The sequence below is a fragment of the Carboxylicivirga marina genome (assembly GCF_016612505.1).
Classification (GTDB): Bacteria; Bacteroidota; Bacteroidia; order Bacteroidales; family Marinilabiliaceae; genus Carboxylicivirga; species Carboxylicivirga marina.
The window spans coordinates 1-16,267 of sequence record NZ_JAENRR010000053.1; the positions used below are offsets into that span (position 1 = coordinate 1).

At 36.0% G+C, this 16,267-nt stretch carries 11 protein-coding genes; all 11 read right to left on the reverse strand.

What is annotated here, in order from left to right; all coding sequences use genetic code 11:
• A partial coding sequence (locus JIV24_RS17280; protein ID WP_200466325.1) for a DUF4372 domain-containing protein occupies nt 1–429 on the reverse strand: 429 nt, incomplete at its 3' end.
• Between the two features lie 120 nt (nt 430–549).
• Nucleotides 550–1,917 (reverse strand): lipopolysaccharide biosynthesis protein, encoded by a 1,368-nt coding sequence (locus JIV24_RS17285; RefSeq protein ID WP_200466326.1) that lies wholly within the window; start codon nt 1,915–1,917, stop codon nt 550–552.
• The gene (locus JIV24_RS17290; RefSeq protein ID WP_200466327.1) at nt 1,868–3,049 is read right to left on the reverse strand and encodes an O-antigen ligase family protein; all 1,182 of its coding nucleotides are present in this window, start codon (nt 3,047–3,049) and stop codon (nt 1,868–1,870) included. Before JIV24_RS17290 ends, JIV24_RS17285 begins: the two co-directional genes overlap by 50 nt.
• Nucleotides 3,050–3,131: 82 nt before the next feature.
• Nucleotides 3,132–5,423: a GumC family protein gene (locus JIV24_RS17295; RefSeq protein WP_200466328.1), complete on the reverse strand. Its 2,292-nt coding sequence runs from the start codon at nt 5,421–5,423 to the stop codon at nt 3,132–3,134.
• A gap of 76 nt (nt 5,424–5,499) precedes the next feature.
• Nucleotides 5,500–6,267 (reverse strand): polysaccharide biosynthesis/export family protein, encoded by a 768-nt coding sequence (locus JIV24_RS17300; protein ID WP_200466329.1) that lies wholly within the window; start codon nt 6,265–6,267, stop codon nt 5,500–5,502.
• A gap of 186 nt (nt 6,268–6,453) precedes the next feature.
• Nucleotides 6,454–10,119 carry an InlB B-repeat-containing protein gene (locus JIV24_RS17305; protein WP_200466330.1) on the reverse strand — a complete coding sequence of 1,222 codons (3,666 nt, stop codon included), beginning with the start codon at nt 10,117–10,119 and terminating at the stop codon, nt 6,454–6,456.
• 156 nt (nt 10,120–10,275) lie between these two features.
• Complete coding sequence (gene def, locus JIV24_RS17310; RefSeq protein WP_200466331.1) at nt 10,276–10,830, reverse strand: peptide deformylase; 555 nt, start codon at nt 10,828–10,830, stop codon at nt 10,276–10,278.
• A gap of 1 nt (nt 10,831) precedes the next feature.
• The gene (ruvX, locus tag JIV24_RS17315; RefSeq protein ID WP_200466332.1) at nt 10,832–11,245 is read right to left on the reverse strand and encodes a Holliday junction resolvase RuvX; all 414 of its coding nucleotides are present in this window, start codon (nt 11,243–11,245) and stop codon (nt 10,832–10,834) included.
• 94 nt (nt 11,246–11,339) lie between these two features.
• The gene (locus JIV24_RS17320) at nt 11,340–12,047 is read right to left on the reverse strand and encodes a hypothetical protein (RefSeq protein WP_200466333.1); all 708 of its coding nucleotides are present in this window, start codon (nt 12,045–12,047) and stop codon (nt 11,340–11,342) included.
• 245 nt (nt 12,048–12,292) lie between these two features.
• Entirely contained in the window at nt 12,293–15,007 is a 2,715-nt protein-coding gene (gene ppdK / locus JIV24_RS17325; protein WP_200466334.1) for a pyruvate, phosphate dikinase, read from the reverse strand.
• Between the two features lie 224 nt (nt 15,008–15,231).
• Nucleotides 15,232–16,242, reverse strand: coding sequence for a dihydroorotate dehydrogenase-like protein (locus JIV24_RS17330; protein ID WP_200466335.1), 1,011 nt, complete (start codon nt 16,240–16,242; stop codon nt 15,232–15,234).
• Nucleotides 16,243–16,267: the final 25 nt, after the last annotated feature.

The window sequence follows — 16,267 nt, forward strand, 5'->3', positions numbered from 1 at the left end:
AATGTCTTTAAACAGGGATATTGTTGATGAATCCATGATATACAAACGCTTCAGTTCTTTGTCTTTTAGTCGGCTGTTCGCTAAACTGGATGAATGCTTTTTGTATACCGCCATATAGATATCTTCGAAAACCTTGCTATCCCGGCGCTTATTGGCTTCTGAAAATGTACTGCGTTTAACTATGTAACTTAAACCCAAATGCGATAATTTATGAGCATTTGCCAACAGACCCAGTACTACCTCTCGTATCGAGTTATATCCCTCTAAGGCTACAAACAACATCACAACCAAATGATTATAAGTGGTAAACTTTTTAACATACCGCTCACTACCGTGTTTTTTCGCTATTTTTCTAATCTCACTCTTGTCAATGAACGTTAACAGCTGATTAAATATAGGCTGTCCGCTAAAATTTGTACTTTTACCCATGTCTTACTTTTTTGTTGTGGTAAACTAAAAGTAGACATACCGGGTGGTTCTTCAAAATGTACTGCCCGGTGACTTTTTACCGGACACTAGTGATTTTTATATTAGTTCAAACTGATAATATTATTGCCCCCAAATCCCGTTATCTTTTTTCCTGATAATTTTATAATACTGGATAGGGTAAACAAAAACGCCAATTATTAAGCAAGCTACAGTTGCTATTATTACGCCTACAACTCCAAATTCTTTGGCAAGCATAATTGATAATGGTACATTTACTATGCTAATTATAATTGATATTAAGAGTTGAAGTTTTACCTTACCTACACCATTAATGAAATAAATAAACACATTAGACCAAGCTCTAATTAATACAAATACGGCCATAAATAGTGATAATTGCCACGATATTTCTACTTTATCGCCCAACCATACTTTGTAAACCCAAGGAGATGCAATAAACATGACGACAAGTCCAGCTGCAACTAATGATACTAATTTTATAAGTCGCTTAATTGATTGGTTAACCCAATTAATCTCACCTTTTGTATAGGCATCAGTAAAAGCTGACCAAAAAGGCACTAATACAATTGAAAATCCCATGTCTACAATTCCAAAAAATTTCCGTGCAGCGGCATAACCTACAACTTGTTCTGGACCAAGGACTCTTGTTATAATAATATTATCAGTTGAAAAAAGAATTAATACGGAAGTTTGAATGATAAAAAATTTCACTCCCAGATTTGCAAGGCCTTTTAATAATTTTCTATCAACAAATTTTAATGACGGTCGAATTGATTTATAAGAATTATTGTAATAATACAATGAAAAACCAATTAACAAAACCACTGGCAATGCACCATGGATAGTGACTACATATACCAAAGATGATTCTGCATAATTAATCAATAAAATTATAGCAATAAAGAATAAAACACTAGACAGAAAGTCTACCAAATCACTAAAAGCAGGTTTCTGATCTGCCTCAAAAACAGTGCGTAGTAATCGCAAAATAAACTTAACGCAAAAAAACGTTACAAAGGAGAATAATGATACTTTTAAAATAGAAGGAGAGATATCTTTAACATTGAAAACGCTATTCCAATCCACCCAAAATATAATTGGAACGATGATTAAATAAATGCCAAGAGAAATTAATGAGATTACAAAGTACGTACTACTAACATATTTCTTTGATTCCTCTATATTCTTTTTGGCCAGACTTTCCGCAAGCTTGTTTCTCAATCCATTGCCAAGACCTATATTAAAAAAACTTAACCACCCGGTAAATGAACCAATAGTCAACCACACTCCATACCAAGCATTACCTAAATATGACAATGTAAGGGGGAAGCGAACATAACCAATAAGCAAACCAATCCCCTTAAAAACAAAGGAAACAGCGACATTTTTTTTCAGAAGTACAAAACGCGAATCACCTTTATTCAGTAATTTGGAGATTGTCTTCTTTAACTTGCTTATTATTCTCATTAATCCATTTATTATAGTAATACCTGTCAAATAGAAAAGCCATCATTAATCCATAACAAAAGATTTCATAATACACCTGGGTAACGTTGGCCCATAAGTATATTAGTATACCAGCTAAACTTCCCCAAAAATGAGTTCTAACAGCAGTTCTGTAAAAGCGTCTTGCGATCATCAACCAAAACGAAAAAGCAATTATACTTCCTACAATTCCATATGAAAACAGATGTGCTAAATAGCCGACGTGAATTTGAGAACTTCGTCCTGCGATAGCAGCAATAACTTCGTCAGTAAGATGAACTCCAGAACCAAACCAAGGATTTCGATAGAAAAACTTATTAAAAATTTCAATAGCCAATAAACGTGTAGAGGCCGAGTCGGATAATACACGTTCCCTTATATATGCTTCAAGATCAAAATCAGAAAGATAAAGACCTCCGACAAATAAAACCCCCACTAAAACAACACCTCCTGATATAATTAGAATAGATTTCACCTTACTTTTTGTGATTTCGATCAAAGGCAATAGAGCCACAAAATATGCTAATTGGGCATATCGATAATTATTTCCAAAAGGAACAATAAAGGCAAACATTACTAATAAAAGCAGATAGTATTTCTTACGCTTAATTGCATGTGCCGTAACAATTGCAACGATAGGTAAAAATGATATTGTTTCTTGCAGGTTGTCCAAATAACCAAAAATAGAAACTCGTCGAATTTCAAAACTATTTGTTAATGCTCCCATCATACGGGTATATTCGACAACCTCACTCGGTGTAAGAAAAAAAGGATCATCAATCAGTTGAATAACCGATACACCGCAAGCAACCGCCACCACCCCAATTAAAATCACACGAACTTGTTGAATCAATGTATCTGGTATTTTATAATTATCTATAACATAAATAAAAGCAACAATGTTAAAGTAAGGATTTACAAAGAAATCATGAACAAATCCTTTTCGTTCGAGTGTTCTTTGATTAAGAATAATATCCCAACCCAAATTATAGAGGTAAACGCCTAATGCAAAAACCAATAATACATCAATAGTAGAGTATTTTACCCCTTTTCGTATCATCAAAATAAAAGCCAGAATGGTTACCGTAGCACCATATAGCTTATTAAATCCCATATCAATGGTATGATAACTTACTAAAGCTATCAAAGGAGCAAAAGCCAGCGCTATAAAATACAGATATAAGTAGCTGGTTATCTTAAACATGTTTCTTTTGGTTCTGCTTTAAATAATACGATGAATAATTGTAATATCTATTTCTGGATGCCTTCACTCCATTAAGCAAAACCGTAACTTTTTTTCCTAAAGAATCTTCTAATTCTTTTAACACTTCAGTGAACTCTTTCTTTAAGGTATAATTAACTCTCAAAACAACCAAAACCAAATCAGCCATACACCCTAACGATAAACTCTCTGCTGTTACTGATGTTGGTGCTGTATCAGCAATGATATAATCATATTTCTTGCGTAACTCATACAGCATATCTCTGCATTCTTCCGATTCTACCAGTTCAGAGGGATTAGGAGGCAAAGGACCGGTCGAAATATAGTCAACATTACTTCCATGTTTTTTTTCAATAACATCATCCAAGGCTACCTGAGAAGATAAATACTCTGATATTCCATGCTCTCTATTTCCAAAATAGTTTTGACTTAAATCTCCTTTTCGCAAATCAAAATCTAGTATTACCACCTTTTTTCCTATTGCTCCGAGTGCATGACCTAAGTTGTAAGAACAAAATGTTTTTCCTTCTCCTGGCATAGTAGACGTAAATAATATAATTCGTCCCTTTTTCTCATGTTGCCAAGTCCAAAAACCAAGATTTGTGCGCAGTTTTCTGAATGCCTCTGCAGCAATAGGTCGATTATTATCTTCTTCGAACAACCTTTTTTCACCATTAGAACTTAAATAAATCTGTCCAAGAACAGGTGATTCAAACCCAAGTCGATAGTCGTCAATATCAGCGATTTTTTCAAAAAATGCTTCATGAATTAGCATGTAAACCGTTGGTATTAGAAGACCAAGAAAAATCATTAAAACAATATTTCTAGCTTCTTTCGGAGCTTTCATCCCCTCATATGCTGGATAGTCAATAATCTCGTAATCAGGCAAATTAGATGCCTTTGCGATTTGTGCTTCTGAACGCTTCTGAATAAGAAATGTATAGATCTCATCATTCAACCTAAAGTTTCGTTCAAAACTAATAAGGTTACGCTGTGTCTCTGGCAAACTGTTAAGTTCAGAATTTAGAGTTCTTAATTTTTGCTCAACTTGTTGAAGTGCTAATCGCGATGCATCCAATTCATATTGTAAATTTACTAAAATGGTATTCTTCAGGTTATTAATCTGAAAATTCAATTCTCGCAATTGAGGGCTTTTTGCCTGACGGTTTTCCAACAAATGATTTACTCGTCCAATTAAATTAATATACTCATTCAAAAGATCATTTAGCACTTGATTATTAAGATCGCTGATAACTGTAACAGAATGCGCTGTAAAATCTTCATCATTTTGGAAATTCTCATTTAAAAACTCAAGGTTATTTATATGCGCCTCCATTTGATCTTTTTCAACATTGATCAATTGTAAATTCTCATAGATTTGCCCCGCTTTAAGGTTCACATCAACAACCTGTCTGCGCGTTTTAAAGTCTTGTAATGATTGTTCTGCTAGGCTCAGAGAATCAAAAACATCTGCAAGTTGTTCATCGATAAAATCGATTGTAGAAAAGGCAATATGATTTTTTCGTTGCAAGTCATGTTCAATGATAGTCTCAACATATTTATCTAAAAAATCTTTTCCTTGCTGATAATTATTTGCTACCAAACTAATATTGATAGCTGTAGCATCAACCTGTGTAGCTTCAATTAATAAGTTATCCTTATAATCATTAATTAATTGCCTGTTACTACGTGCAACAAAATAAAAGTTTTCACCTGTGATTTTATCAACATTAACGCCATCTTTTAAAAGAATCGTAAAATTAAAATTCTCATTTTCAACAGGATCACCAAAGCGATAAGTGTGCTTGTATTCCCAATCTAAAACTTCCTGTTCATTTCTGCCTGATATAAAGTTATGAAGAGGTGCCTCATCAACTTCGACTGTAAGTGTATACAAATCTTTTGACAAAATTTCTATATGCATCTGAACTCCTGTCAACTGTAGATAGTTACGATCCAAAATAACCAGGAAAGGTGAAGAAGTGTAAATGTTTTGATCGTATAATAATTTCTTTTGGTAATAAAACACACTAAAGTTAAGTTTGTTAAGTACCTTTTCCAATAAAGGTCTTGCATTTAGTGATATTAAACTATTCTGAAAAGTATTCCTTCCACTAAACAACTCTGAACCAGGCATAAAACTAGCTGGATTAACGCTATGTCGGCCATCTTCATGCACAATAACATTTGATATAATATTAACCAGAGGCTCAGAAAACTTATTGTAAACAACTCCAATACAAATGGCAATAATTACAGATACCATGTAGAGTTTCCAGTATTTAGTAAGTTTACTTACAATGCCCTTTAAATCATTTATTTGTTCTGTATCTGTGCTCATATTAATTCTTTACATATTCCATTACCAAAATTAAAGTTGTTATCGAAGACATTAGCAAAGCATATGGGAAAGAGTCAAAGCCCCATCTTCTCTTTTTTAGTGGTTTAATATATACTATATCATTTGACCTCAAATAATAGTATGGCGAGTCAAATATTTTCTCAGTGGTCAAATCTACGACTGCTTTTGTTGTATTGTTTTCGTCTTCTCTAACTATAACGACCTCTGTTCTATTACCAAATTCTTGTATATCACCAGCCATTCCCAGTGCCTGAAATATGTTTATATGATCACTTGAATAATAATACCGACCTGGTCGACTTACATATCCAACAAGCGTAATACTCTTATTGACAAAATTGATTTTAACCGAAGGCTGATATAAATAGTCCTCCAACTGTTTTTCCATATAATCAGCAGCTTCTTCTATACTTTTTCCAGAAAGCTTCACTTTACCTACAACCGGTAAATTAACATTTCCATACTCATCCACCCTATATGAAATGATTGACAATCCTTCGGGAGTTGTTGTATTATATATGCCACCTCGTTGTTGCTGCTGCAAAAAGTTAGTGCCTTCCCTATCTGTACTTATAACTTCAATATACACCTCATCAAAAGGCTGAATAATTTGTCTATTTTTGGCTATATTATATTCTGTATCAATGTATTTATCTTCAATGTCATCTTGAAAATAAATCACTTCCTTTTGAGGAACGCAAGCCACGAAACTTATAATGAACAGAACAAAGGGATAGATTTGACGCATATAAATCTTTATTAATTACGCTTTTTACTAATTTATAAACATTTCGTGTGAATGAGCCTTTTATTTTACTAACCCTAGATAATTCTTCACTAACATGTCATATGCTTACATAAGATTACAATAATCGGCTTACAAAAACAACGGGAGTATTATACTCCCGTTGATTCTAGGTCGTTATTTTAGTGTTTAATGTTTAATCATAAGCTTTTGAACACCTTTTACTCCTGTCTTTGAGGTGTAGCTAATAAAGTAAACGCCGTTGGAAAGGTCACTCACAGCTATTCGCTTAGCCAAACCGCCATCAACAATTGATTTTACCAGATTACCTGTTGCATCAAAAATGCGAATCTCAGTCAACTCACCATCACTCATTATTTCACTATCAGCTGGATTTGGATAGAATAGAATACGTTGTCCTTCATTTGTTTTAAAACTTGTAGATAATGAAAATTGAACATCCATATTTACACTACCCGTCAGATTCTGCACTTTGTAAGAAAAAGTGTCATCATTATTATCAACCATAGCAGCCAAATCATCAACACCATCAATTGTTATACTCGCTACTGCATAACCAGCAGCGGGCGTGATTAATACGTCAAGTTCTTCTCCCTCCAATACATCATGAGTACCTGTTGGACTAACAGTTCCTCCAGCTCCATAGGTAATAGTCACCACATCGAATTTGGTAAAGACTACTTCAAGCTCAACATCTGTTGTTAAGCCATTGACGCTATAAGAATATGTATCATTACCAATATCAGTTACATCACCCATAACATCAACAGCATCGAGGGTTAAACCAGTAAATTTAAAACCAACATCAGGCGTTATCAATACGGTAAGTTCTTCACCTTCTAAAATATCATGAGCACCTGTTGGTGAAACACTTCCACCAGCTCCAGAGGTAATAGTCACCACTTCGAATTTGGTAAAGACTACTTCAAGCTCAACACCCGTTGTTAAGCCATTGACGCTATAAGAATATGTATCATTACCATTATCAGTTACATCACCCATAACATCAACAGCATCGAGGGTTATACCAGTAAATTTACAACCTGCATCTGGGGTTATCAATACGGCAAGTTCTTCTCCCTCTAAAATATCATGAGCACCTGTTGGTGAAACACTTCCACCAGCTCCAGAGGTAATATTCACCACTTCGAATTTGGTAAAGACTACTTCAAGCTCAACACCCGTTGTTAAGCCATTGACGGCATAATAATAAGTATCATTACCATTATCAGTTACATCTCCCATAACATCAATAGCATCGAGGGTTATACCAGTAAATTTATAACCTGCATCTGGGGTTATCAACACAGCAAGCTCTTCTCCCTCTAAAATATCATGAGCACCTGTTGGTGAAACACTTCCACCAGCTCCAGAGGTAATATTCACCACTTCGAATTTGGTAAAAACTACATCAAGATCAATATCTGCTGTTAAGCCAATAACATTATAGGAATATGTATCATTACCATTATTGGTTACATCCCCCATAACATCAATCCCTCCTAGTGTTATAGCTGTAAACTTATACCCTAGCTCAGGCTCTATTTCAATTGGTAGATCATCATTTTCAAACACTTCATTTACACCAACATTGCTAACAGTACCTCCAGTTGTAGAACTAACTGTTACACTATGATACAATTCAAATGTAGCGCTGTAAGTCATATCTTCAGTTACATCCGAAATAGTATAAGTATAAGTACCATCGCCATTATTGGTTACATTATTATATAATTCGACTAAATCTCTTAAAAATGATCTTAACTTATATCCCTCTAGTCTCGACATCTCCAATTCTAATATGTTACCTTCCATAATTTCAACAGAACCACTATAATTAGCAGAACCTCCATCTGAAAGATTTATCGTAATGGTATGTATTAATGCAAAATCAACAGTAATTGTATGATCATTATCAATATCTAATAATTCAAATGAATATGTGCCATTTCCATTATCTACTACATTATCAATTTGCTCAACATCATCTACTAAAACACTTCTAAGTCCATAACCATTTGAAGGATCTAATGTCATGCTAAAATCAAGCCCCTCATAAACAGTTGTTATACCCTCAGGTGAAACATCCCCACCTACATCACCTGAAACATCTATTTCATAGGCTGTTAATGAAATAAACTCAATAACAATATCTAAATTGTTCTGAACATCATTATCTGTAAATGAATATACTCCTGCATCTTCCACTAAATCAGCTAATCTATCTTCTCCATTTACTGTAAAAGTATAAATCTGATGGTTAATATCTGGTGTCAGATCTAAATTGATTGCACCCCCCGGTTCAATATCAATAGGTCCGACTTCTGATACTGAACCATTACCTGTTGATGAAATTGTAGTTCTATAATAAGGTAGCTCATAAGCTCCAATATCAATTCTGTCCTGAATAACACGATCGTTATTAGCGAGATCATTGTCGCCCAATTCCAGACTTGAAATGTCAGTAGTTCCCATATCTGTTAAAGCACTACCAATTGTATGTTGCCAGTTAGCTTCCTGGTTTTCATTTCTTTCTGAGGAAGAATCTCCTCGCCCCTTAACAATTGAGGGCGAAATAAAATTAGGTCCTCCAACTTCAGCATTTGTAAGATTAAGACTTACCAAATCTGTACCAACTGTTAAATCTTCTAAATTACCTATTGCACTATTCGTATAAATACCTCCCCCAGAAAGGTGTACTTCATCAGTGGGACTGCCGTCACAATGGTTGCCCCATATAACCATATTAGTGAAAAATGCCCCTGTCTCCGAATAAATACCTCCTGCAACACTTTGAGAAAGGTTATTTACCACATGACAATTAATCCAGATACCTGCTGCATCTGCAAATATACCACCGCCATCCACCCAGGCAGTATTATTGGCAATCAAACAGTTTTTGTAAATACCACCATTTGTATTTTCACCTCCATCATCATCAAAAAAACTATAAATTGCACCTCCTTTTGTATTACATTGATTATTAATCATTATACAATCAACTATTTCACCTGATGAGCTCCCAATTGCACCTCCAGCATCTAAGCTTCGATTATTATTAAAGAAACAATTTTCCAATCTTGAACCATCTAGATGAATATATATACCACCCCCAATTGCATCGTCTCCGTTATACTCTCTCGCCGTATTATACCAGAACAAACAATTATTAAACACACCACCACGATAAGCATATGCTCCCGCACCTCTATTGGCAGTATTATCTACAATAGTAAGATTATTATAAGTACCTCCATTTCTAGTTTGAATACCCCCTCCACGCGAATTACGTCCAACACCATTAGCATATCCATCAACAACAATTACATCGGATAACACTGCTGTATTATCAGTATTATCTTTTCCATATACAACATGGAATGCGTTATCACTTACATCATCTACAACCCCTATATCTCCGCTTAACCTAGTGGCATTATCCTCTCCATAATCATAATCAGTTCTATCATCTGGATTATCTTCTCCATTAAACCCCCCAATAATAGATACTCCATTGCGCATTATAAAACTTACACTACGAGCAGCTAATACCGCATCATAACTTGGATCTGTAATATCAACATCATAATAGCTTTCAGTTGGATGATACGTTCCTGCACCAACCCAAACTTCACCACCCCCTGCATCAGCAACAGCATTTATAGCCGATGATAAATCAGCTGTTGCATTTGCCCATGAGTCATGAGCTGCAACATTTGAAAACACACTTCCATTGGTTGTTACATAAACACGTTCCTGGGCATTTATTAACCCAATCAACATTACACAAACGAGTATAAGATACCCCTTCTTGTCTAAGTAAAACTTTCTCATAGCAAATAATTTTAGGATGATTTAAAGAATCAATTTATGAGAAAACAAAACGAAATGTGGGATCTTTACACTAACGTGCTAAAAAATATGGTAAACGATTATTTATTAATGAGAAAAGGCAAAATAATAGATAATATAATATCTAAATCAAAGTAATTAATAATTATCAATCACCTTATAACCAACATTTAATTGGCCTGAACTTAAGGCTCTTAGTTTACTTTTAAGCAATAAGCGCTTAAACGGATGGAGGTGGTCGATAAATAACCGGCCTTCTAGATGATCGTATTCGTGCTGAATTATTCTTGCTGTCATCCCTTCAAATACCTCTTTAACTGAATTAAAGTTTTCATCCTGATAAGAAAGCTGTATACGCATTGGACGCTTAACACGCTTATTAATAGCAGGAACACTTAAACATCCTTCTGTCATCCATTCATTAGGGCCTTTGAGTGGCTCTAAGGTTGGGTTTATAAAAACTCTCTTAAAGCCTCTCAATTCAGGATACTCATCTTTGTAAACATCTGCATCAATAACGAAAACACGTATACTTTTAGCTACTTGTGGCGCTGCCAACCCTATACCATCGGTACGGTACATAGTTGCCCACAAATCCCTAATTATACTATCTAGATTCGGATAAAGGCGATCTACTTTTTGAGCAACTTTTCTAAGAATCGGATGTCCATATACAGCAACAGGTAGAACCATTCTATCTATTTTGTTCCATATAGGTTTGCAGAATAATTGTTGCGCTCACCTTATCAACTAAGGCTTTATCCTGACGAGCTTTTTTCTTTAAGCCACCATCAATCATCGCTTGAAAAGCCAGTTTTGATGTAAAACGCTCATCAACCCATTCGATAGGCATTTGTGGAAAATTCTTTTTAAGACGGTTAACAAAGGGCTTTATGTATTTCATCGACTCAGATTCTTGTCCTGAATTTTGAGTAGGATAACCTATTACAATACATTCAACATCTTCATTATTCATGTATTTTACAAGGTAGTCATACAATTCGTGCGATAGCACAGTGTCTAATCCGTTGGCAATAATCTTTAATGGATCAGTTACAGCTAACCCACTTTTTTTTCGCCCATAATCAATTGCTAATATACGTCCCAAATTCTATGTTTTGGACAAAGTTAACTATTCCATTTACGAATTGAAGTGTAATCTAAAAAATATGCCTTTACAAAATGAAGCGTCATTCTGAACATTATGAAGTCACAACAGTTCCTTTGGGTTTTAGAAACGATTCTTTTTCAAAGATTAATTCTTTTAGATACAAGAAGAATATGTAATACATCATAAGTTCCGAAAACTCACCAATATTCTTTTTAAATCCACCATCAGGAAAAATATGCCAATCAACAAGCAGCCTTGGAACTAAATATGAAAACACAGTAATAATCGCTGTTGCAATAATAATTTTGTGAGGAATAAAAAAGCGAATCATTGGCGATTTTATTTTGTGTACAACTAATGGCCCAACAATAAATAACATGGCCATTAAAGGATAAAAAGGTCGCTTAAACAAACGGGCATTATTTCCTAAATTGTGAAGGTTTTTTGCACCAGTTACATCTCTAAACAATGTATTTGACTCCCCCGTAAAATACTGCACATAGTGCAACCCATAGTCCATCTCTTCAAGAAAAACGAAAGCTGTAAAAATCGACAGCAATACCATAGCCGCCTTCTCAATACGAACCTTTCGTCGCTTGATACCGATTAAACCGATGATAAAAATAAGCAGCAATACTAACAATTGAAGGTTCTCAACAATCCCAAGTTCCCAATTAACTGTAGGACAAACTAACTCCATAGCCCATTTTACACCTGAGAAATACATGGTTATTAAAGGAATTAATATGGCTAATGGCAATATCCAATACAAAAAATGTTTTTGATTTATTCTGGTCATAATAACGATATTTGAGTTAGACTTTGTGTGATATTCCCTGATTCATAGCTCAAAACTATAGATTAATCTAATAGTAATAACACTTGAATCCAGACCAATATATTAAGATAAAAATAAAAGCACACTCTTGACATTGTCAGTTTTTTATCTTCTGAAGTCTACTTTCTAATCATTTGATTCATAATTAATCAAAAAAAGCCGCTCCAAAATGGAACGGCTTTCATATTTAGTTTCGTAATAATCGATTAACGAAGGTTCGCCTGAGCAGCTGCTAAGCGCGCGATAGGCACACGGAATGGAGAACATGAAACGTAATCCAAACCTGTACGGTGACAGAACTCAACTGAAGAAGGCTCACCACCATGCTCACCACAGATACCTAATTTCAACTCAGGACGAGCTGAACGACCTTTCTCACAACCCATTTCCACTAACTGGCCAACACCTGTTTGGTCAAGTGCCTGGAATGGATCTTGCTTCAAGATACCTTTCTCAATATAGATAGGTAAGAATTTACCAGCATCATCACGAGAGTATCCGAAAGTCATCTGCGTTAAATCGTTAGTACCGAATGAGAAGAATTCAGCTACTTCAGCTACTTCGTCAGCAGTTAATGCTGCTCGAGGAATTTCAATCATTGTACCTACTAAGTAGTCAACATTAATTCCTTTTTCTTCCATTACTTTAGTTGCAGTTGAACGAATCAACTCTTCCTGCATCTTAAGCTCTTTAACTGTTCCAATTAACGGAACCATAATTTCCGGCTTAGGATCTAATCCTTCTTTCTTAAGGTCACAAGCCGCTTCGATGATAGCACGAGCCTGCATCACTGTAATTTCAGGATAAGTGTTACCTAAACGACAACCACGGTGACCTAACATTGGGTTAAATTCGTGAAGACCTTCTACTTTTTCAGTAACAACCTTCACATCAACACCTAATTTCTCAGCCATCTCTTTTTGCGACTCTAAATCGTTAGGCGTAAACTCATGCAATGGAGGATCTAATAAACGAACTGTTACTCCATATCCGTCCATCGCTTTTAAGATACCATAGAAATCTTCGCGCTGGATAGGTAATAACTTAGCTAATGCTTCTTCACGACCTTCAACTGTTTCAGCTAAGATCATTTCGCGCATCTTCCAGATACGGTCACCTTCGAAGAACATGTGCTCAGTACGACAAAGACCAATACCTTTAGCTCCAAATTCGCGAGCTGTTTGCGCATCGGCAGGAGAATCAGCATTCGTACGAACATACATACGTGTGTTCTTTTCAGCTAATTCCATTACTTTACCAAAGTCACCATCTAATGAAGGAGTAATTGTAGCTACTTTACCCTCGTATACAATACCAGTAGTACCATTTAATGAGATAAAATCACCCTCTTTGTACTCAACACCATCGATAGTCATTGAAGTACCTGAAACAGTTAAACCTGCAGCAGAAGAGATACAACATTTACCCATACCACGAGCAACAACAGCTGCGTGTGAAGTCATACCACCACGCTCAGTTAAGATACCCTCGGCAGCGTACATACCTTTTAAATCTTCTGGAGATGTTTCGCGACGTACAAGGATTACCTTTTTACCGTCAGCAGCCCACTCTTCAGCAGCCTCAGCAGAGAATACAATCTGACCAGTAGCAGCACCCGGAGAAGCAGGAAGACCTTTAGAAAGTTCTTTTGCAGAAGCGATTGCAGCTGTGTCAAATACAGGGTGTAATAACTCGTCTAATTTGTTTGCTTCCTGACGAAGGATAGCTGTTTTTTCGTCGATCATACCTTCAGCCAACATGTCAACAGCCATTTTTACCATAGCTGCACCAGTACGCTTACCAGCACGTGTTTGCAACATCCAAAGTTTACCATCCTGAATGGTGAACTCCATATCTTGCATATCGCTGTAGTGATCTTCTAATTTTTGCTGTACAGCATCCAACTCAGCATATAACTCAGGCATAGCCTCTTCCATTGAAAGGAAGTTAGCTTTACGATCTTCTTCAGAAGTACCGTTGCGCTCTGCCCAACGCTTAGAACCGATAGTTGTAATTTCAAGAGGTGTACGAACACCAGCTACAACGTCTTCACCCTGAGCATTGATTAAGTACTCACCGTTGAATTGGTCTTCACCAGTTGCAGCATCACGAGAGAAACATACGCCAGTAGCAGAAGTTTCGCCCATGTTACCATATACCATTGCCTGAACGTTTACAGCAGTACCCCACTCGTCAGGAATTTGCTCCATACGACGGTAAAGAATAGCACGCTCAGTGTTCCATGAATCAAATACTGCACATACAGCACCCCATAGCTGATCCCAAGGATTTGTTGGGAAGTCAACACCAGCATGCGCACGAACAACAGCCTTGTAACCTTCAACCAAAGCTTTAAGGTCTTCAACTGTTAATTCAGTATCTAATTTATATCCTTTTGATTCTTTTAACTCATCTAGTACTACCTCGAATGGGTTGTGCTGACCTTCTTCAGCCTCAACACCCATTACAACATCACCATACATGTGGATGAAGCGACGGTATGAGTCATATGCGAATTTCTCGTTACCTGATTTTTCAGCGATGATTTTTACTGCATCATCGTTCATACCAAGGTTTAGAACTGTGTTCATCATACCAGGCATAGAAGCGCGAGCACCAGAACGAACAGATAATAACAATGGGAAAGCCTCACCGGTAGAACCGAATTTTGCATTCATTACTTTTTCGGTAGCTGCTACTCCAGCCTCTACTTCAGCTTTCATTAATTCAACAACAGCTTCTTTACCTTTCAAGTTGTACTCTGTACAAACTTCAGTTGTGATTGTAAAACCGGCAGGAACTGGAACACCAATTAGGTTCATTTCAGCAAGGTTAGCACCTTTACCTCCGAGCAGATTTTTCATATCAGCTTTACCTTCAGCTTGTCCGTTACCAAAGGTATAAACGCGTTTATTGCTCATACTTAGATTATTAAAAATTTATTATAAAATAGTAGTTATCAGTGAATTCAATAATGATTGAAGATTTTTTTCTAAAACCATACAAATAAACAAAAAATTTGGGAAAGTCACCACTTTTAGGCCTTTCCGAATGCGTTAATAAATAATAAATTGACGCATAAATAACTAAAAAAAAGGAGCAGTTCAAGTTGAACGACTCCTTCCTTATCTATAATTATCCTTCCTTAATTAACAGGGTATTTTTTCAAATATTCTTTTGCTTTCATTAGGTAATCGACATATTGAGCACGACGGTAGGCATGCGGGTCGTCTACATTCTTTTTCGAAACCTTGCCTTTAAAGTCGTTAATTGATTCATAGCCTTTTTCCTTCATCCAAGCCGATAATTCATCGAGCATGCGAGTTACCTGGATAACGCCATTTTTATAAACCGTACTCACCACCTGAACCACATCGGCACCAGCCAGTAACATAGTAATCAAGTCTTCGCCATCAACAATACCCGTATTACTACAGATGCTACCATTGACATTACCAGCAAGCAAACCTGCAAAGCGCAATGCTAAACGATTATCGCCTTTGTGACTTAAATTATAAGGTATGCGCAATTTCTCTTCCTTAATATCAATATCAGGCTGAAACAAACGGTTAAATAGCACAAAACCATCGGCTCCATTTTTATCCATGCGATAAACCACATTCATCATATTGGTATAGAACGGGCTCAGCTTTACACTTACCGGAATTTTGATAGCAGCTTTAATCTTTTTGAGGATTTCTATACGCTCATCTTCGATTGCAACAGCTGACTTCTCAACATCTGAGATGGTCGAATAAAAGTTTAACTCTAAGCCATCCACACCTGTTTCTTCAAGAAACTTAGCATATTCAACCCAACTGACATCGTATGTACAATTTAAACTGGCAAATACTGGTATTGATACGGTTTCTTTAAGTTTCTTAAGTGCCAGCAAATGAGCCTTGGGTCCCGAATGCTCAATGGTTGGAAATAAAGATGTCATTTCTGCATTTATGTTATCAAACTCATGCAGTTCATCTTCCAGCTCTGCTGCTTCAAGGTTTAATTGCTCTTCAAATAATGATTTGTAAACAATTGCTGAAGCTCCGGCAGCTTCAAGTTTCTTGGCCATTTCTAAATCTAACACCAGATTACTGGCTCCAATAATAATGGGATTTTTCAACTCAATCCCCATGTAGGTTGTTCTTAAATCCATGTCAAAGGTGATATTAAAGGGTTTT